The following is a 26,447-nucleotide window of genomic DNA, read 5'->3' as shown; positions in this document are numbered from 1 at the left end:
AGCACACGAAGTGGAAATCAAGGGAACCGCAGCACTGGTCACCGGAGCGGCATCAGGCCTCGGCGCCGCAACAGCCAAGCGCCTCGCCGACGCCGGCGCTACCGTCTTCGGCCTGGATCTGCCCGCGTCGATCGAGCGCGCAGGCGACAACGTCCCCGCCGGCGTCACCCTCATCCCCACCGACGTGACCAGCGGCGAAGAGGTCGAAGCAGCGATCAACCAGATCGTCGAGTCGGGCTCCCCGCTGCGCATCGTCGTCAACTGTGCCGGTGTCGGCTGGGCCGGACGCATCCTGTCCAAGAAGGGTCCGCACGACCTCGAGCTGTTCCGCACGGTCATCACCGTCAACCTGCTCGGCACCTTCAACGTCATGCGCCTGGCCGCCGACGCCATCGCCAAGACCGAGGCCGTCGACGAGTCGGGCCAGCGCGGCGTTGTCATCAACACCGCTTCCGTTGCTGCCTTCGAAGGCCAGATCGGCCAGATCGCGTACTCCGCCTCCAAGGGCGGCGTGCACGGCATGACGGTTCCGGCTGCCCGTGACCTTGCGCAGTTCGGCATCCGCGTCAACACGATCGCTCCCGGCATCATCGACACCCCGATGCTCGCAGGCGTCACCGACGAGTACCGCAAGGGCCTCGAGGCCGGCGTTCCGTTCCCGTCCCGCCTGGGCCAGCCGTCCGAGTACGCGCAGCTCGCGCAGATGATCGTCGAGCACGACTACCTCAACGGCGAGACCATCCGCATGGACGGCGCACTGCGCATGGCGCCGCGCTAACCTCCCTGCTGTGCGCCTTTATTAACCGCCCGCGGTTAATAAAGGCGCACAGTTGTCAGAACGAATGAAAATACCCACCGTTAGAGTGGGCAGTTGCGCTGAGGTACTCGGCCACTTCCTTCGCCGGCATCGGTCGGCTGATGTAGTAACCCTGAACCAATTCGCAACCGGCGGTAAGCAAGAGCCTCAGCTGGTCGGCCGTCTCCACGCCTTCCGCCAATGACTGCATACCGAGCGCCTTCGCCACCTCGACCACCGAAGTGACAACTGCCGAATCACCCTCGCTCAGTTCGGTGATGAACGACCGGTCGATCTTGAGGATGTCCAACGGCAGTTTCTTCAAACTCTCGAAAGACGAATAGCCGGTTCCGAAGTCGTCCAGGGCAATCGCAATTCCGGTGGCACGCAGGCGATCCAACTCGGCGACGGCAAGCTCCTCCACTGCTCCCGTCTCTGTGATTTCCAGCTGAAGCCGTTTGCCGGACAGACCGCTTGCCTCCAGCGCATCGTTCACGGCCGATCCGAACCCGGACGACATCAGTTGCACCGGAGAGACGTTCACCGTCACGTAAGTGTCGTCGGGCCACGTCGCGGCTTCGGCGCACGCCATGTTCAGTACCTGAAGCCCCAGAGGGACTATCAAGCCGGTCTCCTCCGCGACATCGATGAAAATGTGCGGTGCAAGCACGCCCCGCACCGGGTGATTCCAGCGAAGCAGTGCCTCGAAACCCTCGACGCGGCCGGTGTCCGCACGAACCTGCGGTTGGTAGTACAGCTCGAACTGCCGAGACTCGATCGCAAGCCCAAGTTCTTGCAGGGCCGATGCTCGCTCCCTGGCCCGCGCCCGCAGCACCGGTGAGTATCTTCCTACCCGGTTCTTGCCGGCGGATTTTGCCGCATACAGCGCCAGGTCGGCGGACATGACAAGCGTGTCCGTATCTTCGGAATCTGCGGGTGCGCCGGCATAGCCGATCGATGCACGAACCTCGATGCGATTCCCCCGCACGTAAAACGGCTCACGCAATGCATCCAGATAGCGAGCGAACACCTCTTCGCCGTCCCCTGTTCCCCGCAAGACGACGCCGAATTCGTCACCACCGATTCGCGCACACATGGCGCCGTCGACCACCCGATTGAGCCGTGCAGCAACGGAAATCAACAATTTGTCACCGACAGGGTGCCCTAACGTGTCGTTCACCGACTTGAAATTGTCCAGGTCGAGGATTCCGACAAGGACTTCCTCGCCGGTTCGGACGGTGCCGAGCGCGTCGGACAGCTCCGAGCCGAACGTCCGGCGATTCGGAAGCCCGGTCAGTCCGTCGGTTGCAGCAAGCCACAGAATTCGCCGCTCGTAGTTGTACTTCTCGGTGATGTCCGAGCCCACGCCTCGCCAACCCACGAACTCCGTGGCCTCGGATAGCCTGGGATGACCCGACAGAGACCACCATCGGTCGACGCCGTCGACACGAACGGGAATGACGACCTCTCGAAACGGCATGAGGCGGTCGAGGTGATCTCCGATGACCTGGACCGCGGCTCGGCCACTCTTCGTCGAACCCACGTCGAGCCGATCCAACAATCCGCGCAGCGACAGGGTTCGCAGTTCGGAGACGGGAACTCCCGAGATCTGCGACAGCCGAGCGGAGGTGTGCGACAACGTCCCGGTGGTGTCGACTTCCCACAGCCAGTCGCGTGACCCACCCTCGAAATCGTCGAGAAGCAAACTGACCGTCTGGCGCTCGGCAGCAGCCTCGAACTCGGCGAGACAACGACTTCGGAACGACGCCCAGAGGTACACGACGCCGATAATCAGTGTCACCGAGTAAACGACCAACTGGAACGAGAGGACAGCGTATTCCGTAGTTCTCTTGGGCAGGATAACGACGAGCAATCCGATGCTGTGCACCAGAATCCACGCTACCGCTATCGACCGAACCGTCGACAATGCTACGGCGCCGGCGCCCATGACTCCGGCGAATGTCGCTAGAAGCACAAGCTTTCGCGAGTTGTCCGTCACGGGAAGCATCGCGGCGGCGAGAACGACAAGCAGAAGCCCGAGCAGGATCACCTCGAGCATGAGCGCCCAGTAGTCGTACCTCGTCGTATGTTTGGGCGTGTACCGGCCCTTCAGGACGACTCGCGGTATCCAGACGCGCACCGAATTGAGGACGACCAAGAAGGCCGCAGAACCCCAGATCACCCGAAACTCGTTGTGACCGGGGGGTACGACATACACAAGCAAAGCGCACACGCTGAGTACATTGACCATGTTGGCCAGTGGCGCGACCGTCGTCACCTGCAGTATCTGGCGTGCGAAGAGGTCGCGCCGCTCGACGTCAGACAGTTCGGCGTCGCTCGCACTCGAAGTCAGCCTGCTCAGCATGCAACACCCTCCATCGTGGAGCCGACCAGATGAAGGTAGCGCGGATGCGGGTTCCGGACACACGATGACGAGAAACTACGAGTTGAAACATACTGTTCAATAGGATGTTTCAGACAATCGCGACAGAACGGATCAGCGCTACAACTCGGAAGCCAGCGGAATTTCCTTCTCCGCGCGGTCCGTCATCCACTCACGGAGGACCTTGGTGGCAATGACGTCGTCCTCGTTGTACTGCAGGATGCGTGTCCGCTGCGTCTCGTCCGGCTCACCGTCGTAGCCGACCGCCTCGCGGTACCACGCCATCGACGCTTCACCCCCGGCCTCGGCGTCACGCCAGTTGAAGCCGGCGACGGGCGCAATCTTCTTGAGCCCCTTGCCGTTCGGGCAGATGAACTGATCACTCACCGCTTGATAGATGTCGACCCACTGCGGACTGTCGATGAACTCGCGAATCTCGTCCTTACTCGGAATCCCGGGTTCACCGGCAAACCTGCGCGCCGAATCCAACAACCACTTGTCCTCGGCTGAACGCGAATAACAGTACGCGGCAAAGGTTTTACCCGAAGCAGCGGCCGCGGCACGCTCCGCCATCAGCCAGCCCCAGAACTCTGCGAACGACCGCGCCTCGTCACGCGTCGGCAACGGATCCCACGTCGCAAATCCTCGATACATCGAGAAGCCACCGACATTGAGCAACGTCCCCCACAGGTACGCGCCGTGCTCCTGATAGCTCTCCATGTCGACGTCGATCTCGATGTCCGCCCGAGTCACCGAGATCTTCTCGAACCGCCGCACCAACGGAGCATCTGCCAACCACGCCTTGGCGATCACGACTGCGTCGTCGAAATTTCCGTGCGGCCAATCCTCGAGCGGCTCACCGTCCCAGGCGGCCAGCTGATCGATCGTGTTGCAGCCGACGTCGCGCAGAAGCTCGGCCCGCGATCCGACAGCCACCAGGCTGACGTCGCGGTTGCGAACCAACTCCTGCTTGCATTCGGTCCACCACGGACACGACTTGCACTCGCTCACCTGTGACGGAGACGTCAGCACCTCACCGCGGGCCACAGCGATACGGTCGGCGAAACGCTCGTCGTAATCGTCGAGAATCGCGCTGAGGTCGTGGACGAGGATGCAGTCTCCGTTGTATCCGATCGCGCCTGCCGTCAGCGATGGGCTCGCCAGCCCACGACGCTCGAGCATCCGATAGACCTGCGCGACGCGCATCTGATCGCGGACCTGACTGCGGACCTTGCGTTTGGGATCGGCCGCTGGCTCCCATTCGAAGAGCCCCGAGGTGATCGCGCCCTGGCCGGGATCGGTCACCTTGTGATTGACGACAATGACGGGGATGTACCCGCCACCCTCGTCGTCACGGATCAGCATTTCGCAGCGGCCCTTGCGTCCGGTGTCGCGCTCGACCGGCAAGACCGCGCCCCAGATCCGGTCTGCGCCGGCCTCACAGGCAGTGAGAGTGTCACGAGCCTGAGCCGACGCCGATTGGTCGGGGTTGATCTTCACCCAACGCTCGGGAGCAGCACCGATCACGAGTTCGGCGATCTCCGCGCGCTTCGCGATCGCGGCATCCTGGCGCTGCTTGATGCCGGTGTCGACGGGTTCCGAAGCCGATTTCCCGGGAAACAACCCGTCCAGACGCACCCGATGACGGCATCGGGTCAACGCCCCCGAATCGATGATCGGGAGCTGGGGCGCGGGGTTGTTAACGGAACACACGATGACGAAGATTATGTGCTCCCCTAGGCTGAAGCCGAAGCGCAGGTACCTGGCAACACACAAACACCTGGAAACGGGGTCCTTTTCGATGGGGTTGTTCAAGAAGCGAAAGTCTCGTGCCACCCGCAAGGCGGAGGCAAAGGCTCTCAAGCACAAGGCTGAGGTCGAGGCGAAGCTCAACGCCAAGAGCCAGCGTAAGCGCGACAAGGTCGAGACCAAGTCGCTCAAGAAGCTGGAGAAAGCCGAGATCGAGTCACAGCACAAGATCGAAAAGGCGCAGATCGCGACCCTGAAGGCGCAGGAGAAGGCCGCTGCGAATCAGGGCCTGACCGTCGCCAAGGTGCGTAAGTACCTGGGAGTGGCACGTCTGCTTGCCCCCGTTCTCCTGCCGATCGCCTACCGCGCAGCCACGGCGGTGCGCGCCCAGCTCGACACCACGCGTGCACAGAAGATGGGCATCGCCGTCGACCAGCTCGGTGACTACACCGGTCACGGCGCGAAGTTGAGCGCTCGTATCGCCGGCGCCGAGAGCTCGGTCACCGAGATCCTCAGCCGCAAGCCCGACGACGCGGAGACGCAGCGTTTCGCCGCCGCCATCCGTGAGCGCCTCGGCGACCTCAGCACGGCAGTTCGCGCTGCCGAGCAGATGCCGCAGGCTCGCCGTAAAGCAGCTCACCAGGCGATTTCTTCCGAACTCGACGGCGTCGAAGCAGATCTGCTCGCACGTCTCGGCGTGCGCTAGACCTGAGAACGCCAGTGAGAGCAGCCGAGCAGACCGCGACCCTCCGGGGGACAGCTGTCGGTTCCGCTTCGGCTGCTCTCGCTGTTGCCGCGCATGGAATCGGCGGAGGCGAGCTGCCACAGTCGTCGTCGCTGACCCTGTTGCTCGCCGTCTGCGCAACCGTCGGCGCCGTGACGGCCACCCTTCCCGCCCTCTCACGGGGGCCCGCTGCCTTGATCGTTGCTCTGGGTCTGGGTCAGTTGGCCGCGCACACCACCATGACGCTCTCCGAGCACGCTCATTCGCCCGCTCCGGGATTGGTGATGCTCGGTGCTCACGCCGGTGCCACCGTCGCTTGTGCGGTGGCGGTCCTGGCCGCCGAGCGCCTCTACCGCGTTGTCACCCACGCTCTCCACGTCGTCCTGGCGTCTCTGGCTCCCGCCGCTGTCACTTCCCGCGGCCACACCGTCTCGACCGGAATCCATCACGGACCTGTCGACGCTCTACTTCGCGCCAGCATCTCGCGGCGCGGTCCTCCTGCCCTGGTCTGAAGATTCGTAGAACGCCCCACCCCTTCACCAGACCAAGAGGACACTTCCCGACATGAAGAACACCCTGATTTCGCGCGCGGTTGTCACGACCGTCGCTACCGGCAGCGCCGTGCTGCTGGCCGCCGGAATTGCTTCAGCACACGTCAGCGTTGTCGCACCAGGAGCTGCGCAGGGCGGATACTCCGTTCTCACGTTCCGCGTGCCCACCGAATCCGACACCGCTTCGACCACCAAGCTGACGGTGGCGCTCCCCGACCTCAAGTCGGCACGCACCGAACCGATGCCCGGCTGGACCGCCGTCGTGGAGAAGGACCCCACCTCGTTGGTCGCCAAGTCCGTGACGTGGACCGCCGACCCCGGCGTCGGAATCGCCCCCGGCCAGTTCCAGCAGTTCGTCCTTTCTGCCGGCCCGCTGCCGGAGCAGGACGAGGTCGAGTTCAAGGCCGTCCAGACGTACAGCGACGGCAACGTCGTCAACTGGGATCAGGAAGAGCTTGCCGACGGCAGCGAGCCGGACAAGCCCGCCCCGACGCTGACTCTCGCCGCGTCCACCGGCGATGCCCACGGAGCCCCCTCTGCCGATAACACTGCCGAGACGTCCGCCGCATCCGAAGCCGCTGACTCTTCGTCGGACAACACCGCCCGCTGGCTAGGCGGCGTCGGCCTGGTGCTCGGCGCTTTGGGCGCTGCACTCGGCCTCGGCGCACTGGTCAGGAGCAAGCGCTGATGAGTACCCGGATCAAGGTCATCGCCGTCGGCATGCTCGCGATGCTGGCCACGATGCTCGGAATGGGCACGGCCAGTGCACACTCCGCGGTGGTCGGCTCCAACCCGGAAAACGGTGCGTCCATTCAGGTTGCGCCTGACACGGTTTCGGTCACGTTCAACGAGGCTCTGCAGGCACAGTTCGCGGCGCTGACGGTCACCGGCCCGGACGGCAACCTCTGGACCAAGAGCGATCCGTCCGTCGAAGGACCCACTGTCAGTGCAGACCTCGGCGATCTCGGGCCGACCGGCGTCTACACCATCGCGTACCGCGTCACCTCCGCTGACGGTCACCCCGTCAACGGAACCCTGACGTTCACCCTCACCGAGGCGGGGTCGGGCACTCCCGGCGCTGCCGCCGCGTCGAGTACGGGTGAGTCGGAGTCCGGCAGCATGCCGGTGTGGATCTTCATCGTCGCCGGCGTCGTCGTGTTCGGCGGTGCGCTGTTCTTCGTGCTCCGTAAGCCGAAGTCGAGCTGATCGCGTGACGGGTACGGCAAACAGGTGGTGGTTGCTGTTTGCCGTACCCACAGCTCTGCTGGGAGTCCTGATCGCCTGGGGCCTCGCCAGCCCGTCGGGACCCGAATCGTCGAGCACGGTCCGCGTTCTCGCGATCGGATGTGGTTCGTTGACGCTCGGCATCGCGACGCTCGCCTGGATGGGCCGCAGTGAACGCCGCCCGGCAACAACCCCCGCCGTCATGTGGACTCAGCTCACCGCGGTGGCAGCAGTGTGGCTCGTCGCCGAGATCACGCTCCTCGTGCTCAATGCCGCAGCGGCCGACGGCGCCCCGGTCACCTCGCTGACCATCGGGCACTTCGGCGCATTCGTCTCCGAGGTCAACGTCGGCCGCGTCGGCGTCGCGATCATCGCGTGCGCGTTTGCCGTCGTCTGTTACGGCATCTACGGATTCACCAATCCCGAGACGGTGCCCGTCGCACCGGCATTGGTCGTCTCCGCGTTGGCGCTCGCTGCCCGCCCGATCACCGGGCACATGGCGCAGCAGAGCTTCGGATCGATCCTCGACGCCGTTCACGTCCTCGCTGCGGCCTTGTGGTTCGGCGTGCTCGCCGCACTCGCGCTTGCCGTACCGTCGCGCGGTGCCTGGGCGATCTGGTTGCCCAAGTACTCCGCTCTCGCCTGGCGATGCGTCCTCGCGCTGGTCGTCACCGGTATCGTCAACGCCGTCGTGCGACTCGACTCACTCTCCGCCTTCTACGACACCGCATACGGCCGGGTGATCCTCGCCAAGATCGTGGCGATCGGACTGCTCGTCGCCCTGGGATGGTGGTGGCGCCGGACATGGGTGGTCGCGAGCGCTGCACACCGCATGAGTTCGGACGGATCCCTGCGTCGCGCCATCGGTGAAGTTGTCTTCATGGCCATCGCCTTCGGGCTTGCCGCGGCCCTTGCGACAACTGCGTAAGACGTGCCTCAGCGCGACATTTCGTGACCCGCACATTTAACGTTTCACGTCGAGATTTAACCTCTACGTGAGTTTATTTTCCCAGCTTGCGGCGGTTTCCGGCCCCCCTTAGCGTTGCTCGCATGACGGAGGCCCAACGCTCGTTTCTCGTCTGCGCTTCGCAGCGCAGCGGCAGTACTTTGCTGGTCGAATCCCTGCGAGCAACCGGGGTCGCGGGTGAGCCGGAAGAGTTCTTCCAGTACCTCCCCGAGACCTCGCGATCGCCGCAACCGAGGCAGTGGTTCGAAGACGTCACGGACGAGTCCGTCCTGGGTCTGCTCGCCCCGTTCCACCCGGGCACGCCGGACACTCGCACCTCCGAACAGTGGCGCACACAACTTCTCGAACTCGGCCGAACCCCCAACGGAGTCTGGGGTGGCAAGCTGATGTGGAACCAGACGCCGCTCCTACTCGATCGCGCGGCCGGATTGCCCTGGCGCAGTGGGACGGACCTACGTTCCGCACTCCACGACACCCTCGATCACGACCTGCAGTTCATCCATGTCTATCGAGAAGATGTCGTCGCTCAAGCTGTGTCGATGTGGCGCGCCGTGCAGACACAGGTTTGGCGCGACGACGCGACTCCACCGAATCTCTCGGACGGTGCGCAGTACAACGCAGTCGGAATCGCGCACCTGGTGACGATTCTCGGTGAGCAGGAACGCCAATGGAAGCGTTGGTTCGAGGAAGAGGACATCTCTCCCATCGAAGTCGGGTTCCGCGATCTCACCGAAGACCCGCAATCCGTGGTCGCAAAAACCCTCATCTCCCTCGGCCTCGACGGACAACTGGCCCCGCCACCGCCGCTGCGTCGTCAGAGCGACGGACGATCCCGCGAATGGGTGCAGCGTTATCGCATCGACGCCGAACAGAACGGATATCCCGTCACATGAGCACCGTCACCGATGTCGTCGACGAACTCCGAGTTCTCGAATCCGAAGCGGTTCACATCATTCGAGAGGTGGTGGCAGAACTCGAGAGACCGGCACTGCTCTTCTCGGCCGGCAAGGACTCGATAGTCCTGCTTCGTCTGGCCGAGAAGGCGTTTCGGCCCTCCCCACTCCCTTTCCCGGTCCTGCACGTCGACACCGGTCACAATTTCGAGGAGGTCATCGAATTTCGCGACCGCCGAATCAAGGAGGGCGGGCACACACTTCTGGTTGCTTCCGTTCAGGATTCGATCGACCAGGGTCGAGTGCAGGAGTCGACCGAGACCAGCGGATCGCGAAACCGCCTGCAGACCAGAACCCTGCTCGACGCTCTCGAAGCTGGAAGGTTCGACGCCGCGTTCGGCGGCGCCCGCCGGGACGAGGAACGTGCGCGCGCCAAGGAAAGAGTCCTCAGCTTCCGTGACGAGTTCGGCCAGTGGGACCCGCGAGCGCAACGGGCCGAACCGTGGTCGCTCTACAACGGTCGGATCAGACGCGGCGAGTCCGTTCGTGTCTTCCCGCTGAGCAACTGGACCGAGCTCGACATCTGGCGCTACATAGCCCAGGAGGAACTGGAACTGCCGTCCATCTATTTCGCGCACCAGCGGAGGGTATTCGAGCGTGACGGAATGCTCCTCGCTGCTTCCGAATTCAGCACCGACGCCGAGAACGCCGCGGCAACGACCGAGTGGGTGCGATATCGAACCGTCGGCGATCTGACCATCACCGGCGCCGTTCGATCTCATGCCACCACCATCGACGACGTCGTCACCGAAATCTCGGCCGCGACGGTTTCCGAACGAGGCGAGACTCGCGCAGACGACCGAACGTCGGTCGCCGCGATGGAAGACCGAAAGCGTGAGGGCTACTTCTGATGACGACCACCATCACTCGCCAACTCCTGCGGCTGGCAACGGCGGGTAGCGTCGACGACGGCAAGAGCACGCTGATCGGACGACTGTTGCACGACACCGACAGCCTGCCAACCGATCACCTCGATTCCGTGACCGACGAGCACGGTGTCGCCGACCTGGCTGCACTCTCCGACGGACTACGTGCCGAGCGTGAACAGGGCATCACGATCGACGTCGCGTACCGATTCTTCTCCACCCCGACCAGAAGTTACGTACTCGCCGACACCCCGGGGCACGAACGCTACACGCGCAACATGTTCACCGGAGCATCCAACGCTCACGTAGCGGTCCTGCTGGTCGACGCGAGGACCGGCGTGTTGCGTCAGACGCGTCGGCACGCCAGAATCGCCGCACTGCTCGGTGTTCCGAACCTTGTAGCCGTGGTGAACAAGATCGATCTGGTGGACTTCGACGAAGCGAGATTCGCTCAGGTGCAGGAAGAATTGCGGGCCTTGGCGCGGCAAGTCGGACGCGAGGACGTACTCGCCATACCGGTCTCCGCGAAAGCCGGCGACAATGTCGTGACGCGGTCCGCGAACACCGCGTGGTACCAGGGACCGACGCTCCTCGAGTACCTCGAAGGCGTCGAACTCCATGCGCCCGCGACCCACATCGAGGAACTTCGGCTTCCCGTGCAGTGGGTTTCGCGCCCCGATCCGCAGAATCGGCGCCGGTACACCGGCCGAATTTCGGCAGGCACACTGAGCGTCGGAGACGAGGTAGTGGTCCTGCCGTCCGGATCGAAGAGCACCGTGATCAGTCTGGATACTCTCGACGACAACCGCAGTACTGCCGTTGCACCACTGTCGGTTTCGGTGGAACTGGCCGACGACATCGACGTCGGACGTGGCGACGTTCTGGTCAGTGGCGGTGCGCAGGCTCATCTGCCGGTTCTGGCCCGAGAACTCGAAGCCACGATCTGCTGGTTGTCCAACACACCGTTGCGCGCGGGCGATCGGATAGCGCTCAAACACACGTCCAGGACCGTGCGAGCGACCGTCCAAGAACTGCACACCCGTCTCGATCCTGAAACGCTCGACGAGCAGGACAGCCCAGTCGAATTGGGACTCAACGACATCGGAACGGTCACGCTCCGAACCAGTTCCGTGGTGGTCGCCGACACCTACGACCACAATCGGGACTCTGGCGCCTTCATCCTGATCGACGAGCAGAGCAACGACACCGTCGGCGCCGGCACCATTCTCGAACCACGCGTCGTCGTTCCCGGCGAGCAGACCCGCAACGACATCAAGTGGCATCCGTCCTCACTCGAACGTCAACGGCGATGGGCGTCTACCACCCAGAGGGGCGCGACGATCTGGTTGACCGGCCTACCTGCATCCGGAAAATCCACCGTCGCAGTCGCTGTCGAACGTGCGCTCGTCGACGCGGGACGCACCGCGTATCTGCTGGACGGTGACAACGTCCGCCACGGTATCTCCGACGATCTCGGGTTCTCGCCGGGAGACCGAGCCGAGAACATCCGACGCGTCGGTCATCTCACTCGACTGTTCGCCGACGCCGGCGTCGTGGCGATCGCGTCGATGGTTTCGCCGCTGCGTTCGGATCGAGCAATTGCGCGCGCTCTCAACGAAGCTGCCGGACTCACCTTCCTCGAAGTTGCCGTCACCACTCCCGTCGAAGAATGCGAACGTCGAGATCCCAAGGGCCTGTACGCTCGTGCGCGGGCGGGTGAACTGAAGGGGCTCACCGGAATCGACGCGCCTTACGAGACGCCGGAGGAGCCGGACCTGGCATTCGACACAACCGGCGCTGACATCAACGAGCTGGTCGAGCGGGTCATCGCATTGTTGGAAGAGCGCGAAGCCGCAAGGCCCTAGGGATTTTCGGTGTCCGACTCGAGGTAACCGCGGTCCGCACTGTAGGCGGACCGCACGTTGGGTCGGACACCGATCTTCTCGAGGTACGCCGCCATGCGGTGCACCGCCATCGCGCTTCCCAATGCCTCGTCCGGGAGACGATCGTCGGTTTCGGCGCGCCACGTGTGAAGCTGCGAGGACAATTCCGCCTGTATTGCCGAGACTTCCGGTCGATCGATCAGATTGATCTTCTCGTCCGGGTCGGCACGGAGGTCGTACAGCTCCCGGGGTGCGCGTACCGCAAGATGCTCGGTGCCGAGCGCTTTTCCGGAAAGACTGTCCTCGATGTCGAGCGGTAGATCCAGAGCCGGGCGGACGGCGTAGTTCTCGATGTAGCTGTAGTCCTTGGTTCGCACCGCACGAATGGGATCGAAGCTGTCGTGAAAGGTCTTCTCCGTGAACAGGGAAGTACGAACGGGTTCGGACGGTTCAGTTCCGCGGTCGACGAGGGCATCGGCGTGCGAGCGCCCTTCCACCTCGGTGGGGACGTCGATTCCGAGCAGATCGAGAATGGTCGGAACAAGATCCACACCACTGAACAGTGTCTCGTATTCCTTTCCGCCACTGCGATACCGCGCGGGAGGCCGAGCGATCAAGGCAATACCGGTACCCGGGGCGTAGAGCGTCGACTTGGCACGCGGGAACGCCGCGCCGTGATCAGTGAGGAAGAAGACCCAGGTGTTCTCGTCGAGCCCCTCTTCCTCGAGGGTCGCGAGCAGTTCCCCCACCGCGGCGTCGGCCACCTCTACGCTGCCGTGGAATTCGGCCAGATCCTCGCGCACCTGTGGCACGTCCGGAAGGTATCCGGGGACCTCCAGGGCTGCGGTGTCCGCCGGGGTATAGCGATCGGCGGGGTACGGGCGATGCGTTTCGAAGAATCCCGTGGTGAGCAGGAACGGCTCGGGCGGGAAGCGTCGTAGCCAGTTCTGGGCACGCGGAACCACGTAGTCGCAGAACGAGTTGGTGACGTCGTACTCGTGGTAGCCCAGTCGCTTCGGATACGCAGTCTCGTGCTGCATGCCGAAGAGCGAGGTGTACCAACCGTTGTCGGAGAGGATCTGCGGGAGCGTCTGCACCTCAGCGTGGTACTCCCAGCCGTGGTGCGCCAACCCGATCAGACCGTTGTTGTGCGGATACCTGCCCGAGAAGAGCGATCCGCGCGAAGGCGAGCACAGCGGCGCCGTCGCGTGTGCGTCGGTGAACCGGATGCCTTCTGCCGCCAGCCGGTCGAGATGGGGGCTGTTGACCCCGGCGACACCGTAACTCGCGAGGTGCCGCCCCAGGTCGTGCCAATGAATGATCAGGACGTTATCTCGCGCAGCCGACACGTGGGCAAGGCTAGTTGCCCCGCCCACGTGCGGCAACAGCTCGAATCAGCAGGATCTCAACTGTTTCTGCAGAGTTGTCTGATCCATCCGCGGGTATCGGCCGGATCGATGACGTCGTCCAGTTCGAACGTGGTCGCCGCCATCAGCGCCTTGCCCTGTGCGTAGGCCAGTTCCACGAACTGACCGAACAGCGTTTCCCGAGCCACCGGATCTTCGACGGACTCGAGTTCCTTGCGGAAACCGAGACGCACAGCACCTTCCAGACCCATCGGCCCGATCTCGCCCGTCGGCCACGCGACCGTGAACTCGGGGGCGTGGAAGGAACCACCGGCCATTGCCATGGCGCCCAACCCGTAACCCTTGCGCAGGATGATCGTTCCGAACGGCACGGTGAGGCGAGCACCGGCAACGAAGAACCTGCCGAACCTTCGAACCGTCGCCTCCTCCTCCGAATCCGGGCCCACCATGAATCCCGGTGTGTCGCACAGCGTCACCAGAGGGATGCGGTGCGCTTCGAGCAGTTCCAGGAAATCCGAAGCCTTGTCCGAGGCTTCCGCGTCGATCGCGCCGCCGAGATGCTCGCTGCTGTTCGCCAGCACACCGTACGGAACTCCTTCGACACGAACGAGTGCGGTTACTACACCGCGTCCGTAGTCTCGACGCAGTTCCAGGACGCTGTCGACGTCCGCGATTGCGTCGATCGCTCCACGAACGTCGTACGAGCGCAGGCGATTCTCCGGCACCACATGCCGCGAGAGCCGCGGATCCGGAGCGGTCCACTCTCCGCTCGCACCCTGGAAGTAGCCGAGGTACTGCTTGGCCAGCGCCACCGCATGAGCGTCGTCGTCAGCGACCAGGTGTACGACGCCGTTGCGGCGCTGCACGTCGATGGGGCCGATGTCCTCGGGGCGAAAGTTTCCGAGCCCGCCGCCCTCGACCATGGCAGGACCACCCATCCCGATGTTGGCGTCCGGTGTCGCGATCAGGACGTCGCACGCGCCGGCCAGGGCCGCGTTGCCTGCGAAACAGCGCCCGGACACGACGGCGACCATGGGCACCCGCCCGCTCAGCGCCGCCATGGCGCGGAAGGTTCCCAGCTCGAGGCCCGCCCCGGCGCCGGCGTCGGTGTCACCGGGGCGACCGCCGCCACCTTCCGCGAACAGCACCACCGGAACTCGCTTGCGATCGGCGATCTCGAGCAGGCGGTCGGTCTTGGCGTGATTGCGCATGCCCTGGGTACCGGCGAGCACCGAGTAGTCGTACGAGATCACGACGCTCTCGCCGCCGCTGATGGTCGCCACTCCGCCGATCAACCCGTCGGCAGGAGTGTTGGCGATCAGGTCTTCCTCGCTTCGCCGACTCCGCTGCGCCGCCAGCGCGAGAGCGCCGTACTCGACCAGGCTGTCGTCGTCGACCAGGTCGTAGACGTTCTCGCGAGCAGTCCGGCGTCCCAGCTTGTGACGCTTCGCCACGGCTGCGGGCCGGGCCGGGTCCAGGGTCACCTCGTGGCGAGCGATGATCTCCGCGAGATCGGGACGCACGTCGTCGAGGTCCACCTCGTCGACCTCGGCGAGCTTCGATCCCGCGCTTGCACTACGGACGACGAGCAACGGTTCGCCCGCACCCACCGACCTCCCCGGTGACGACAGGACCCGGACCACTTCGAGATCACCGGGCGCCGAGAGAACATGCTGCATCTTCATCGCCTCGAGGACGGCAACCTGGCCACCCGCATGGACGCCGTCACCGACTGCCGCGAGTTCGACGACGATGCCCGCCATCTGTGCACGGACCACATCCTCGTCCGGTGCCACGTCCACAGACGAGGAGGGCGTTTGTGGGCCAACGTCGGGGACGAGGTCCGCCAATCGAGAACCCAACCAGTCGACGTCGACCAGGCCGTCGCGGAAGTCCTTGTCCGACAGTATTGCCTGCAGGAACTCGATGTTGGTCGCTACGCCGCCGATGGCGAACTCACTCAAAGCGGCAATCGACTTGCGCACCGCGGCAGGGAAATCCGATCGACGCGTGTGGGTGATCACCTTTGCCAAGAGCGAATCGTAACGCGCACTCGGCGAGAGTCCGACCGTACCGAAGGTGTCCACTCGCACGCCGGGCCCGCCCGGAGGAGTGAAGTTGTCGAGCGTGCCCGACGAGGGCAACGCATTGCCGTCCGGCGTCATGGTTTCCATGTTGACGCGGGTCTGGATCGCGATTCCCGAAGCGTTTGCCACGGATCCGACTGTCTCCGAGCCCTTCTCGACAGCGATGATCCCTGTTGGCAAGTCCAAGTTCTCGAACGGAACTCCGTCCGCGATCGCGAGCTGCACGGAGACGAGGTCGACTCCGGTGACCTCCTCGGTCACCGTGTGCTCCACCTGAATTCGGGGATTGACCTCGAGGAAGACGAAGCCGCGTTCCTCGACGAGGAACTCGACCGTCGCGATGCCGCGGTAGCCGACCTCGGCGCACAGCCTCGCCGCCGCAGCGTGAAGACGATCGCGCAGGGCCCCCGACAGCCCCTGCGCGGGCGCAACCTCGATCAACTTCTGATGGCGACGTTGGACGCTGCAATCGCGGTCACCCAGAGCGAGCGCGTGGGTTCCACCTTGCCCCGGTGCCGCCACGATCTGCACTTCGATGTGCCGAGCGTGCTCACTGAGTACCTCGGCGAACAGTGCCGAACTGCCGAATCCCGACTGGGCTTCGGCCGCACACACACGGTACGCGTCGTCGAGTGCTTTCGGGTCACGCACCGCGCGCATGCCGCGGCCACCGCCGCCGCTGAGCGCCTTGATCATGATCCCGCGGGAATTGCGCTCGAAGAATTCACGCACCTCGTCGAGGTCGGCGTTCGCCGATGTCGACGGCAGGACCGGCACTCCTGAGTCGACAGCCGCGGTGCGGGCACTGGCCTTGTCGCCGAAAGTCCGGAGAACCTGGGCGTCCGGGCCGACGAAGACGATGCCCGCCTCGGTACACGCCTGCGCGAATTCGGCGTTCTCACTGAGGAACCCGTAACCTGGGTGCACGTGCGTGGCGCCTGTTTCGGCCGCGATCTTCAGCAAAGCCCCCTGATCGAGATACGCGGATGCGCCCGACGCTCCGAGCGGCACCGACTCCGTGGCCGCCGCGACGTGCGGACTGGACGCGTCGTCCTCGGCGTACACCGACACCGTCTCGATCCCGAGTTCACGGGCAGTTCGAATGATCCGCAGCGCAATTTCGCCGCGGTTCGCAATCAGCAGTCTCACTTGTCCCCCTGAGTGCGCTCGAACAGATCGCCCTTGCGCACCTTTCCTGTCGCTGTCATCGGAAGCGCCTCGAGCACTTCCACTTCGGGCACCTTGTACGTGGCCATGTTCTCCTTCGCCCACGAGACGATCTCGTCGGCCACAGTGTCGGAACCCTCGACCAGTTGGACAAACGCAAAAGCCACCTGCCCCTTGTCCGGGTCCGGTTTCGGCACCACCGCAGCCTTTTCGATCGCCGGGTGCAGCATGAGCAGCGCTTCCACCTCGGAGGGAAAGACACTCATGCCGTTGGTCTTGATCATTTCCTTGTTCCGCGCCAAATAGTGCAAACCGCCACGCTCACTGAACTTTCCGACGTCACCGGTCTGCAGCCAGCCGTCACGGATGGCGTCGGCGGTGGCCCCCTCGTTGCGGTAGTACGCGGAAAGGATGGATGGGCTGCGCACGATGATCTGCCCGTGCTCGCCGACGGGAACCGGCCTGCCGTCGTGATCGACGATCAGAACGTCGGTGCCGGGCACCGGAATTCCGCAGAACACCGGCTCGCTTTTCAGGTCGTAGTCGCCGTCCTGGAAGCCGAGGGTGATCGTGTCCGCGGTGTGGGTTTCGGTCATGCCGTAGCTCGCTTCGCGCAGAACGCCGCCGGTAGCCTCGCGCCACCGCTGGCGCGTGGCCGGATCGAGTTTGAGAACGAACGAAACTGCCATGACGTTCTGGAGTGTCGAGAGATTTCGCTCCGCGAATCCTGGCGTGTCCATCAGTTCGACGTAATTGTCGACAGTTCCGACCAGCGAGGTCACGCCGTAAGCCTCGACAGCGTCGAGCGTGGTCTCCGCATCCCAACGATTCAGCAGGACCACGGTTCCGCCGTTGACGAGCGGAACCAGGATGCCGAAGTCCTCACCTGCGATCCAGAAGATCGGCAGAAACACCAGGGACACCGGCGGATTGGCACCCACCTGGTCACCGCCCGCAAGCGTCGCGGTGGCCGCGGTGTAAACCATGTGGCGCTGAGTGTGCTCACAGCCCTTGGGCATTCCCGTCGTTCCGCCCGTGTAGTTCAGGGCGGCGAGGGAATCGAGTTCGGTGGCGACAGGAGTCGCCCGCTCACTGGTGATGATCGACTGCCAGTCGCTCAGGCGCGGATCGTCGACCTCGAAGGGCAGTTCGACGGTCGGGATCGCCGTCAGCATGTCCGACACTGCAGTCTTCGCGACGTGTTCGAGTGGAGTCTGTGAGCGAACCTTCTTCACCAACTTCGAGAAGGTGTTCTGCGTCAGTAGGACCTTGACGCCGGCATCGTTGAGTTCGTGAATCAATTCATGTTCACGGAAGAGTGGATTGATCGGCACGTGAACCGCACCGACCTTGAGAATGCCGAGCATCGCGATATGGAACTGAGGGCAATTGACCAGGTGAACGCCGACGCGATCGCCGCGTTCGACTCCGAGTGACAGCAGCCATCCGGCAAAACGATCCGAAAGCTCGTCGTATTCGGAATACGTAATGACCCGGCCGTAGAAGACGATGGCAGGAGTATCCGGCCGCTCGATCGCCCAATGCCGCAAGTAATCGACAAGTCCCCCACCTTCGAGCGGATACTCGACGGCGCGGGGAATGCCGGCGGGCCAATGCGCGTGTTGCAGCGCAGAGATCTCCGCCAGAGCCGCTTCGAGCACGTCTTGTTCTGCCACCGATCACTCCATTCGTAAAAAAATCTATTTCGACTCTTCGAACCCGATCAACCGCTCGGACATCGTCGTCATATCTGCAATGAACTGGTTCTGCTCTTCGACACTCGCCTTACTCAGTCGTGCTCCACCGGCCATCTGTGCGTCCGAGATCATCTGAACGAGCACCGGGGGCGAAACACAGGGATCTACGTCGTGAACCTGTCGAATCCGTTCGACAAAGCGGACGTAGCGGCTCACGAGCTTTTCGCGAACCGCCGACCAACTGCGCTCGACCTCGGAATCCACCCGCGCCCGATGCTCGATCACCGCGAGCAGGTCACCGTAGGTGTACACGGCCGTGATGAACGCCGACGTGGTCGTTCGGAGAACTTCGCGTAGATCCTCGGCCGCCGGGCCCTCCATGTGCTGAGCGTCGAGGAAGCGTCGGCACATCATTTCGGCGACGGCGCGGAAGACCTCGTCCTTCGACGAGAAGTACGCGTAGAAGGTCGCCCGGGACACATCAGCCCTGGTCGTGATCGTCTCGACCGTCACGGCGTCGTATCCGAGTTCGCCGAAGCAGAGGGCAGCGGTGTCGAGCAGTCCGGCACGGCGTGGACCGTCGCCGAGTTTGCGGGCTGTCCGCGCTCGCTCCTGCGTTTCACTGGTGGTCACCGTCACAGTGTGTGTTGACGTTGACGTCAATGTCAAGAATCGCGAGCCCGGCGCCCCACTTCGGCTTTTTGTTCGGGTCACCCTTTCACACCCCGCATATCGGGTGTAAGACTCTGCCTCTAATGTTTTTCGCCTTTCCCAGAAGGAGTCAATTCCGTGCCGGAAGAATCCGCCTCGCCCTCCTATTCCACAATCAAGGAAACAGTTGCAGCTTTGATGCCGGCACTGGAGTCGGAACTCGTCGAACTTGTTCGTATTCCGTCGATAGCAACAGAAGGTTTCCCCAGCGAGCCCCTGTTCGAGGCTCACGACCTGATCGTTTCTCTATTGGAGAAGTCCGGAGTCACGAAGATAGAGAAACTCGAAATAACAGGTAAAACTGCGCCGGTCATCATTGCAACAGTTCCCGGTCCAGAGGGAGCCCCGACCGTATTGATGTATTCGCATTACGACGTCGTTCCCGCCGACGACGTCGAACTCTGGGATTCACCGCCTTTCGAACCGAGCAAGCGTGACGGCGCGATTTACGGCCGCGGTACGGCAGATTCGAAGGCAAACGTCATCGGCATGATCGGCGCGCTTCGCGTCTTCGACGGAAAGCCGCCAGTGACGGTCAAGCTCGTCATCGAAGGCCAGGAAGAATTCGGCAGCCCCTTCGACAACTATCCGCCGGAAGCCCCCGAATTGTTTGCGGCCGACGCAATGGTCATCGCCGACGTCGGGAGCGTTCGACCCGGATCACCGACCCTGACCGTCGCACTGCGCGGATCGGCCCAGGTGATCGTCGAACTCACCACTCTCGGAGCCGACAAGCACAACGGCCTCTACGGCGGCGCCGCACCGGACGCCCGCCTCGCGCTCATCCGCGCACTGGCGTCGCTGCACGACGACAACGGCGACGTGGCGGTCGACGGCCTCATGCGCGAACCGTGGACCGGCAGTTCATACACCGAGGACGAGTTCCGCACCCTCGCCGAGATCCGTGACGGGCTTCCGCTGCTCGGAACCGGCGGCATCGGCGAACGCATCTGGTCGGGCCCGGCCATCACCGTGACGGGAATCGACGCTCCCCCTGTGGACGGTGCGGTCAACGCCGTCGCAAGCACGGCCCGCGCCGTGATCAATCTGCGCGTACACCCGCGCCAACCTGCCACCGAGGCGCAGGCTGCTCTGGTCCGGCACCTGGAAGCCCTGCGCCCCTTCGGTTTGCAACTGACCGTCACCGCGGGAGAAACCGGCGACGGGTTTGCGGCAGCCGAAGGTGGACCGGCCTTCGACGCGGCATTGTCTGCACTATCGCAGTCGTGGGGTGAGCCGGCCGGGCTGATGGCAGGCGGCGGCTCGATCCCCCTCGTGATGGCCTTGGATACAGCAGTGCCCACCGCCGAGAAGCTGTTGTTCGGCGCCACCGACGGTTACGCGAACATCCACGGCCCCAACGAACGCGTCCTGCTCGACGAGCTCGAGAAGGCCGTCGTCGCCAAAGCACTGTTCTTCCAGGAGTACGCCGACACCTTCGAGGGGAAGAAATGAGCACCGAAACCGACACGGGGTCCGCACCTACTCCGGCCAAGAAGAAGTTCGAGTTCCCCGGCGCGGTCACGATGCTCGCGATCGTCACCGTCCTGGTATGGATTGCAGCACTGTTCATTCCGGCCGGACGCTTCGGCGTCGACGTGGACGGCTCACCCGTTCCCGGCAGCTTCGAAACCGTCACGTCTCCGCTGTCGTTCTGGGAACGAATCCAGCAACTGATCCTCTCCCCCGTCAACGGCCTCTACGGCGTACAGGATTCGATCACCGGGTTCGTCGACACCGACAACATCGGACGGCTCTTCGGTTCGGTCGGCGTAGTCCTCTTCATCATGGCGCTCGGTGCGTTCATCTCGGTCAGCTTTGCCACCCGCAGTCTCGAAACCGCTGTCTCCCAACTCGCTACCAAGCTCAGCGACAAGGGCTGGTTGCTCATCACCGTCATCATGGTGCTGTTCTCACTGCTCGGTTCGACAATGGGCTTCTCGGTCGAGACGTTCGGCTTCTACGCCCTGCTCATACCGCTGATGACGGCACTGGGCTACGACCGCATGGTCGCGGCCACCATGATCATCCTCGGCGCTCTGGTCGGAAACATGGCGTCGACCGTCAATCCGTTCTCGATCGGCGTCGCCTCCGGTGAGGCAGGCGTCTCCATCGGTGACGGCATCGTGCTGCGCGTGATCCTGTGGATCGTATTGACCGCTGTGGCAGTGGTATTCGTTCTCCGCTACGCCGCAAAGGTGAAGAAGGATCCGTCCAAGTCGCTTGTCGGCTTCGACATCGCGGACGACGAAGACGAAGAGCCGGCCGAGCCGGTGGACATCGACGGCAAGCTCACCGGAACTCAGAAGCTGGTACTGCTCATCACCGGACTCACCTTCGGACTGATGATCTTCTCCGTCATCCCGTGGTCGAGCATCTTCGGCGCCACCACCGGTCCGGCCGAGTACGACGCGTATCACGTCACGGCAACCGAGCCCTACTGGTTCGAGTTGAACTGGTGGTTCCCGCAATTGGCGATGCTGTTCATCCTCGCCGCCGTTCTCGTCGGCATAGTCGCGAAGATGGGTGAGAAGAAGATCGTCTCCCTGATCACGCGTGGAGCCGGCGACATGGTCGGACCGGCGATCGTCATCCTGCTCGCTCGCGGCGTCTCGGTGATCATGACCAACACCGAAACCCTCGACACCATCCTCAACGCGATGGAGCAATTGGTCAGCGGCGCTTCGGCGGGGGTCTTCGCGATCCTGGTGATGCTCGTCAACATCCCGCTGGCGTTCCTGATCCCGTCCAGTTCCGGTCACGCCACCCTGGCGATGCCGCTGCTCGCGCCGCTGGGCGACTTTGCCGGAGTCAGCCGAGCACTCGTCATCACCGCCTTCCAGATGGGCCACGGCCTGATGCTGATGGTTGCCCCGACCAACGTCGTCGTTGTCGGCGGGTTGGCCATGGCGAAGGTCGGCTACGACAAGTTCCTGCGCTTCGTCTGGCCACTGCTACTGATCAACTTCGTGATCGTTGTCGTGGTGATCGGCGCAGCAGCGGTATTCGAGTAGTTCAGGCGTGGTGGGCCTCGCGTGCCGCCGTCTCCAGACGGTCGGTGTACTCGGCCCACCACGCCTCATCACCGGGAGCCAGATTGTTGTCGCCCGCCTTCATCCCAGCGGCGCCGTCGATCAGCTCCCGCACGATGTCCGCGTGGCCGGCGTGCCGATGGATCTCGGTGACAACGTGAACGAGTATCCGGTGCAGTGTGACGTCGCGACGATCCTCCGGCCAGTGCTTCACGAAGCCGGGGGCGTCCAGATCGTGCTCCTCGATCGTGGCGTCGGCGAAAGCCCAGGTGCGGCGATAGGTTTCGACGATGTCGGCAGTGGACTCGTCGGCGCGGGCCCACATGTCGACGTTGAGTTCCTCCGAACGCAACCACGCGGGGAGATCGGGAACCCGACGGCCGAACGTAGGACCGAAATACCCGAGCTCGACGCCGATCATGTGTTTGACCAGACCCAACAAGTTGGTCCCTGTCCGGGTCATCGGGCGCCGAATGTCATACTCCGACAGCCCGTCGAGCTTCCAGACGAGCGCATCACGTGCTGCCTGCAGGTACCGCTGGAGATCTTCCTTTTCCGAGTTGGTGGTCATGAAACCAACCTAAACCGAGTGGAGCAGACATTGACAGCGGTCGAGGATCTGACCGAGGTTGCCTCCCGGGCCGTCGCCGCCGAGCGTGACGCCCGGTCGGTGCGCTGGCACAACCCGGCAGCCGTCCGCAAGGCTGCCGCGGCCGTCCGTGATTCGCTCGACGACGAACGATCAGCGCTGAGCCGACCGTCGTACAGCGGGTTGTCACCGTCGCCGCACATGGCGCGTCAACTCGAACTGATCACGACGTTGCAGCCGCCACTGCCCGCCGACGCCGGCATCGGCACCGCCGCGCAGGCCGAGGCCGACGCCGTCGCCGCGGTGACCACCGCACGGATAGCCTTGCGCGCCGCCCACCTTGCGGTTCTCGAAGCACGCGTCGCCGCGCTCGATGCCGGTGACACCGATACCGTCGCCGCCGCGATCCGCGGTTACGTCCCGCTGAACTCGGGCAACCCCGTCGTCCGGCACGTGCAGGATCTCGGCTCCCGGATCCGTGAGGAAGCACGGCACGTGGTGAGTGGTAAGCCTCGGTCGATCGCATTTCGGCTGGGGCTGAGCCTCGGAATGGGCTTGGCGTACCTGGCATTCATTCGCCTCTTCCAGTGGGACGCCAAGGAAGATCGACTGCCTTATCTTGCGCTGTACGCACTCTCGGGTGTGGTCGGAAGCGTCGTGTGCACCAATGCGCTCAGCTTCGACGCCGGCCGCGTGCGCGCTGCGTTGTCCGGTGGAACGAGGCTCTGGCACGTGCTCGTCGCGAAAAACGCGGTGATGCTGCTCCTCGTCGGCAGCGCCGGGTTCCTGCTCAGCGCCGTCCTCGCGTGGCGCTCCGGAAGCAGTGCCGACCTGGTGAAGGCGTGCGGCCAGGTGCTGACCATGATCCTGCTCTGGTTGGGGGTCGCGAACGTGATGTCGGTGAGCTTGCCGCTGCGGGCAGAACCGATGACGGCGCGGCGCCACGACGGCACGTGGAAGCAGTTCCTGCTGTCCTTCGTCATCTCGTACGGTGTCGGACTGATCGTCAATCTGATGCTCTACTGGCGCGTCTGGGCAAAGACGACGCTGCTCGAGCAGATGGGCGGTCCGTGGATTCCGGTCCTGCTGCTCCTCGCGAGCGCGGCCGCGACGTGGCTGTTGCTGACCGTGCTGGCGGTACTGCTGGCCGAGCAACCGCGCTTCCGGCGCGCCTTGCACCGGGAGATGGTGGTCTACCGCGAAGAAACCAACCACTTGCAGGCGACCATTCAGCACAATTCCGGCTAATGTAGCCGTGCGTGGCTGATCCGGGCACGTCGCGAGTACACGCAGTGTCGAGGAAGGCGTGACCCATCATGTCCGTAAAGCCTGGCGCGGCCGCCACAACGGCCGCCGTGAGCACCGCCTCCTGGCTACCACTCATCGTGGTGGTCCTCACCCAGATTCAGGCGTCGTTCGCCGTCAACGCCCTGACCGTCTCGATGGCCGGCATCACCACCGATCTCGACACGCCCGCAACAAGTGTCGGCACCGCGATCACCGCGGGCACCTTCGCCATGGCTGCCTTCATTCTGTTGGGGGCCAAGATCGGCGCCCGTTACGGAACGCGTCTGGTCTTCCAGATTGCCGTCGCGATTCACGGCCTCGCAATGGCCGCGGTCGCCCTGAGTCAGAGCCCGGCAATGCTGTTCGTGGCCCAAGCTGCATCCGGCGCCGTGATCGCCCTCATCGCTCCTGCGTTGACGGTCTTCATCGCCACGAACTTCAGTGGCGATCAGCAGGCAAAGGCCATCGGTTACCTGGCAGCAGCAATCCCGGCGGCCGGTGTGCTGGCGCTGCTCATCGCCGGTTCCTTCGCGACGACGATCGGGTGGCGATACTCGTTCGCCCTCGTCGTGGCTCTCGCGGTGGTCAACCTGATCCTGAGCTTCCGGGTCAAACCTGTTCCCCCGCAGAAGGACATCACCATCGACTGGGCCGGCGCCGCCATTGCTGCCGTTGCCGTCATCCTGCTCAGCTTCGGTTTCAGCGGCCTGAACTCGTGGGGCGTCATCCTGGCCACCGACGCTGCGCCGTTCTCGGTCATCGGTGTTTCACCCGCGGCCATCCTGATCGTCCTCGGCACCATCTGCGCGCAGGGATTCTTCCAGTGGACGCGAAGCCGCAAGGCGCAAAACAAGCCTCAGCTCTTCAACCTCGACGTCCTCAAGACCGGCGCCGAGCGCGCCACCACGATTTGCATGGCGACGATGATGTTCGTGGGAACCGCGGCCAACTTCCTCATTCCGCTGTACATGCAGATCATCCAGGGCCGCAGCAGCTTGCAGACGTCGTTCTCGATCATCCCGTACACACTTTCGATCTTCATCGCGAGCACCGTCGTCGCGCGTCTGTACAAGACGTACTCCCCGCGTCTGATCGCACGAGCCGGGTTCGTCGTCGTTGCCGCTGGACTCATCCTGTTGGCCTTCACCATTCGTGGCGACTGGCATCAGATCTTTGTCGTCATCGGACTGATCACCCTCGGCCTCGGGCAGGGCGCCATCGTTGCGCTGGTGTTCAACACCCTCCTCACCGCAGCTCCCAAGGAACTGGCCGGCGACGTCGGTGCCTGGCGGGGACTGGTACACAACATGTCCGGCAGCGTCGGCATCGCGGTGGCCAGCGTCTTCGCCGTCGGAATCCTCGGTTCCCTCGTCAGCTCGCAGCTGATCGACAACCCCACCATCCCGGCATCACTCAAGGTCGAGTCCGGGATCAATCTCGACCAGGTCAACTTCGTCCCCAACGATCAACTCGTCGTGACGCTCGAAAACACCTCGGCGACACAAGCACAGATCGACGAAGCCATCCGGATCAACACCGAAGCGCGCTTGCGCGCCCTGCGAACCTCGCTACTCGTCCTCGCCGGACTCTCCCTGCTCGCCATCATTCCGGCCGGCCGCATGCCCGACGAAGTACCTGCTCTGGAAGAACCGCAACCCACGAAGGGCAAGAAGTAACCGATGTCCAACCAAGACCAATTCGGTCCGATCGAATACGTTGCCGTCGAGTTTCCCGGCGGTGCACCGACCTCCGCAGGATTCGAGCAGCTGCTCACTCTCGTCGACTCCGGCGTGATCCGCATCCTCGACCTCGAGTTCGTCACCAAAGCCGCCGATGGATCAGTGGCCGTCGTACCGGCATCGACCTTCGAACTCGCAGATTTCGATCTGGCGCAGTTCGACGGCGCAGCCTCCGGACTGCTCGACGCCGGCGACATCGCCGCCGTTGGTGACGAGTTGGCCACCGGTAGTGTTGCCGCCGTGCTCGTTTACGAGGAACTGGCCATACTGCCGGTGATCGACGCGTGGACACGCAGCGGCGCAAAGATTGTCACCGAAGGTCACCTGAGCTTGGACGAACTTGCCACCGCACTCGACAACACCGCACCAGGCAATACGGAGAAGGACGCATGAGTTTCTTGAGGCGAGCCGGCCGGGTAGCCGTCGCAAGCTCCATTCACGGCAATGTTCAGCGCCGTCAGCGGACCCGTTGGGCCGCCGAAGATCAGGCTCGCGCAGCGCAGGCCCAGCCGGTGCCGCCGATTCCCGATCTACCACCCCTGCCACCGCAGGCAGCTCCGGCAGCATCGATGGACTTGAAGCTCGAACAGCTCACCAAGCTGGGCGAACTCAAGAATGCGGGAGTATTGACCGAGGCCGAGTTCGAGACCCAGAAGGCACGTATTCTCGCCTGAC

At 63.8% G+C, this 26,447-nt stretch carries 22 protein-coding genes; 15 read left to right on the top strand and 7 right to left on the bottom strand.

The features are described 5' to 3' along the window. Positions 1–10 precede the first annotated feature (10 nt). Complete coding sequence (locus tag ACVZUB_RS00780) at positions 11–778, top strand: SDR family NAD(P)-dependent oxidoreductase (RefSeq protein WP_003944195.1); 768 nt, start codon at positions 11–13, stop codon at positions 776–778. A gap of 55 nt (positions 779–833) precedes the next feature. Here ACVZUB_RS00780 and ACVZUB_RS00775 read toward each other — a convergent pair whose 3' ends face one another. Both ACVZUB_RS00775 and ACVZUB_RS00770 read right to left on the bottom strand, forming a co-directional pair. Beyond that, entirely contained in the window at positions 834–3,161 is a 2,328-nt protein-coding gene (locus ACVZUB_RS00775; protein ID WP_158170481.1) for a putative bifunctional diguanylate cyclase/phosphodiesterase, read from the bottom strand. Positions 3,162–3,299: 138 nt separating this feature from the next. After that, a complete protein-coding gene (locus ACVZUB_RS00770; protein WP_099696942.1) occupies positions 3,300–4,856 on the bottom strand; it encodes a TM0106 family RecB-like putative nuclease in 1,557 nt (518 codons plus the stop codon). A 124-nt stretch (positions 4,857–4,980) separates the two neighbouring features. Between ACVZUB_RS00770 and ACVZUB_RS00765 the strand changes: the two genes are divergently transcribed. The 8 genes from ACVZUB_RS00765 (at position 4,981) to cysC (ending at position 12,078) form a co-directional block, all read left to right on the top strand. Next, positions 4,981–5,634: a DUF6474 family protein gene (locus ACVZUB_RS00765; protein WP_003944178.1), complete on the top strand. Its 654-nt coding sequence runs from the start codon at positions 4,981–4,983 to the stop codon at positions 5,632–5,634. Between the two features lie 14 nt (positions 5,635–5,648). Then, a complete protein-coding gene (locus ACVZUB_RS00760) occupies positions 5,649–6,164 on the top strand; it encodes a hypothetical protein (RefSeq protein ID WP_003944165.1) in 516 nt (171 codons plus the stop codon). A gap of 52 nt (positions 6,165–6,216) precedes the next feature. Continuing rightward, a complete protein-coding gene (locus ACVZUB_RS00755) occupies positions 6,217–6,891 on the top strand; it encodes a YcnI family copper-binding membrane protein (RefSeq protein ID WP_064688015.1) in 675 nt (224 codons plus the stop codon). Next, complete coding sequence (locus ACVZUB_RS00750) at positions 6,891–7,409, top strand: copper resistance CopC family protein (protein WP_003944137.1); 519 nt, start codon at positions 6,891–6,893, stop codon at positions 7,407–7,409. Before ACVZUB_RS00755 ends, ACVZUB_RS00750 begins: the two co-directional genes overlap by 1 nt. A 4-nt stretch (positions 7,410–7,413) precedes the next feature. Further along, positions 7,414–8,355 (top strand): copper resistance D family protein, encoded by a 942-nt coding sequence (locus ACVZUB_RS00745; protein ID WP_003944164.1) that lies wholly within the window; start codon positions 7,414–7,416, stop codon positions 8,353–8,355. A gap of 122 nt (positions 8,356–8,477) precedes the next feature. Continuing rightward, the gene (stf0, locus tag ACVZUB_RS00740; protein ID WP_007735934.1) at positions 8,478–9,287 is read left to right on the top strand and encodes a trehalose 2-sulfotransferase; all 810 of its coding nucleotides are present in this window, start codon (positions 8,478–8,480) and stop codon (positions 9,285–9,287) included. Then, complete coding sequence (cysD, locus tag ACVZUB_RS00735) at positions 9,284–10,198, top strand: sulfate adenylyltransferase subunit CysD (protein WP_482628068.1); 915 nt, start codon at positions 9,284–9,286, stop codon at positions 10,196–10,198. The genes stf0 and cysD overlap by 4 nt, the downstream gene beginning before the upstream one ends. Beyond that, positions 10,198–12,078 carry an adenylyl-sulfate kinase gene (gene cysC / locus ACVZUB_RS00730; protein ID WP_482628067.1) on the top strand — a complete coding sequence of 627 codons (1,881 nt, stop codon included), beginning with the start codon at positions 10,198–10,200 and terminating at the stop codon, positions 12,076–12,078. Before cysD ends, cysC begins: the two co-directional genes overlap by 1 nt. On the opposite strand, the gene ACVZUB_RS00725 is transcribed toward cysC, so the two are convergent. From ACVZUB_RS00725 to ACVZUB_RS00710, 4 genes are read right to left on the bottom strand one after another with little or no spacing between them, the layout of a single operon-like run. Further along, positions 12,075–13,445 carry a sulfatase family protein gene (locus ACVZUB_RS00725; RefSeq protein ID WP_003944134.1) on the bottom strand — a complete coding sequence of 457 codons (1,371 nt, stop codon included), beginning with the start codon at positions 13,443–13,445 and terminating at the stop codon, positions 12,075–12,077. The genes cysC and ACVZUB_RS00725 overlap by 4 nt on opposite strands. Positions 13,446–13,501: 56 nt before the next feature. Beyond that, a complete protein-coding gene (locus ACVZUB_RS00720) occupies positions 13,502–16,699 on the bottom strand; it encodes a carboxyl transferase domain-containing protein (protein ID WP_081557177.1) in 3,198 nt (1,065 codons plus the stop codon). Further along, positions 16,696–18,393 (bottom strand): AMP-binding protein, encoded by a 1,698-nt coding sequence (locus tag ACVZUB_RS00715; protein WP_081557176.1) that lies wholly within the window; start codon positions 18,391–18,393, stop codon positions 16,696–16,698. Before ACVZUB_RS00715 ends, ACVZUB_RS00720 begins: the two co-directional genes overlap by 4 nt. Before the next feature lie 24 nt (positions 18,394–18,417). After that, positions 18,418–19,053, bottom strand: a complete 636-nt coding sequence (locus ACVZUB_RS00710; RefSeq protein WP_019746323.1) for a TetR/AcrR family transcriptional regulator — start codon at positions 19,051–19,053, stop codon at positions 18,418–18,420. Between the two features lie 150 nt (positions 19,054–19,203). Here ACVZUB_RS00710 and ACVZUB_RS00705 point away from each other — a divergent pair, with 150 nt between their 5' ends. Beyond that, positions 19,204–20,580, top strand: a complete 1,377-nt coding sequence (locus ACVZUB_RS00705; RefSeq protein ID WP_080726737.1) for a M20/M25/M40 family metallo-hydrolase — start codon at positions 19,204–19,206, stop codon at positions 20,578–20,580. Beyond that, the gene (locus ACVZUB_RS00700) at positions 20,577–22,139 is read left to right on the top strand and encodes a YfcC family protein (RefSeq protein WP_050657054.1); all 1,563 of its coding nucleotides are present in this window, start codon (positions 20,577–20,579) and stop codon (positions 22,137–22,139) included. The genes ACVZUB_RS00705 and ACVZUB_RS00700 overlap by 4 nt, the downstream gene beginning before the upstream one ends. A gap of 1 nt (position 22,140) precedes the next feature. Here the strand turns inward: ACVZUB_RS00700 and ACVZUB_RS00695 are convergent, their stop codons facing one another. Next, positions 22,141–22,728 (bottom strand): DinB family protein, encoded by a 588-nt coding sequence (locus ACVZUB_RS00695; RefSeq protein ID WP_003944177.1) that lies wholly within the window; start codon positions 22,726–22,728, stop codon positions 22,141–22,143. An 18-nt stretch (positions 22,729–22,746) separates the two neighbouring features. Between ACVZUB_RS00695 and ACVZUB_RS00690 the strand changes: the two genes are divergently transcribed. From ACVZUB_RS00690 to ACVZUB_RS00675, 4 genes are all read left to right on the top strand, one after another. Then, entirely contained in the window at positions 22,747–23,994 is a 1,248-nt protein-coding gene (locus tag ACVZUB_RS00690) for a hypothetical protein (protein ID WP_042453265.1), read from the top strand. A gap of 68 nt (positions 23,995–24,062) precedes the next feature. After that, on the top strand, positions 24,063–25,709 hold the full coding sequence (locus ACVZUB_RS00685; protein ID WP_050657053.1) for an MFS transporter: 1,647 nt from the start codon (positions 24,063–24,065) through the stop codon (positions 25,707–25,709). Positions 25,710–25,712: 3 nt separating this feature from the next. Further along, the gene (locus ACVZUB_RS00680; RefSeq protein ID WP_007735911.1) at positions 25,713–26,165 is read left to right on the top strand and encodes a DUF6325 family protein; all 453 of its coding nucleotides are present in this window, start codon (positions 25,713–25,715) and stop codon (positions 26,163–26,165) included. Beyond that, positions 26,162–26,446 carry an SHOCT domain-containing protein gene (locus ACVZUB_RS00675; protein WP_007735909.1) on the top strand — a complete coding sequence of 95 codons (285 nt, stop codon included), beginning with the start codon at positions 26,162–26,164 and terminating at the stop codon, positions 26,444–26,446. Before ACVZUB_RS00680 ends, ACVZUB_RS00675 begins: the two co-directional genes overlap by 4 nt. Position 26,447: the final 1 nt, after the last annotated feature.

It is taken from the genome of Rhodococcus sp. OS5 (assembly GCF_056837585.1).
This window is presented reverse-complemented; position numbering and strand designations above follow the sequence as displayed.

What these genes read in the sequence shown, in the direction of transcription:
- ACVZUB_RS00775 (WP_158170481.1), bottom strand. Translation starts at nt 3,161, where the DNA reads ATGCTGAGCAGGCTGACTTCGAGTGCGAGCGACGCCGAACTGTCTGAC.
- ACVZUB_RS00765 (WP_003944178.1), top strand. Translation starts at nt 4,981, where the DNA reads ATGGGGTTGTTCAAGAAGCGAAAGTCTCGTGCCACCCGCAAGGCGGAG.
- ACVZUB_RS00755 (WP_064688015.1), top strand. Translation starts at nt 6,217, where the DNA reads ATGAAGAACACCCTGATTTCGCGCGCGGTTGTCACGACCGTCGCTACC.
- ACVZUB_RS00750 (WP_003944137.1), top strand. Translation starts at nt 6,891, where the DNA reads ATGAGTACCCGGATCAAGGTCATCGCCGTCGGCATGCTCGCGATGCTG.
- stf0 (WP_007735934.1), top strand. Translation starts at nt 8,478, where the DNA reads ATGACGGAGGCCCAACGCTCGTTTCTCGTCTGCGCTTCGCAGCGCAGC.
- cysD (WP_482628068.1), top strand. Translation starts at nt 9,284, where the DNA reads ATGAGCACCGTCACCGATGTCGTCGACGAACTCCGAGTTCTCGAATCC.
- cysC (WP_482628067.1), top strand. Translation starts at nt 10,198, where the DNA reads ATGACGACCACCATCACTCGCCAACTCCTGCGGCTGGCAACGGCGGGT.
- ACVZUB_RS00700 (WP_050657054.1), top strand. Translation starts at nt 20,577, where the DNA reads ATGAGCACCGAAACCGACACGGGGTCCGCACCTACTCCGGCCAAGAAG.
- ACVZUB_RS00695 (WP_003944177.1), bottom strand. Translation starts at nt 22,728, where the DNA reads ATGACCACCAACTCGGAAAAGGAAGATCTCCAGCGGTACCTGCAGGCA.
- ACVZUB_RS00685 (WP_050657053.1), top strand. Translation starts at nt 24,063, where the DNA reads ATGTCCGTAAAGCCTGGCGCGGCCGCCACAACGGCCGCCGTGAGCACC.
- ACVZUB_RS00680 (WP_007735911.1), top strand. Translation starts at nt 25,713, where the DNA reads ATGTCCAACCAAGACCAATTCGGTCCGATCGAATACGTTGCCGTCGAG.
- ACVZUB_RS00675 (WP_007735909.1), top strand. Translation starts at nt 26,162, where the DNA reads ATGAGTTTCTTGAGGCGAGCCGGCCGGGTAGCCGTCGCAAGCTCCATT.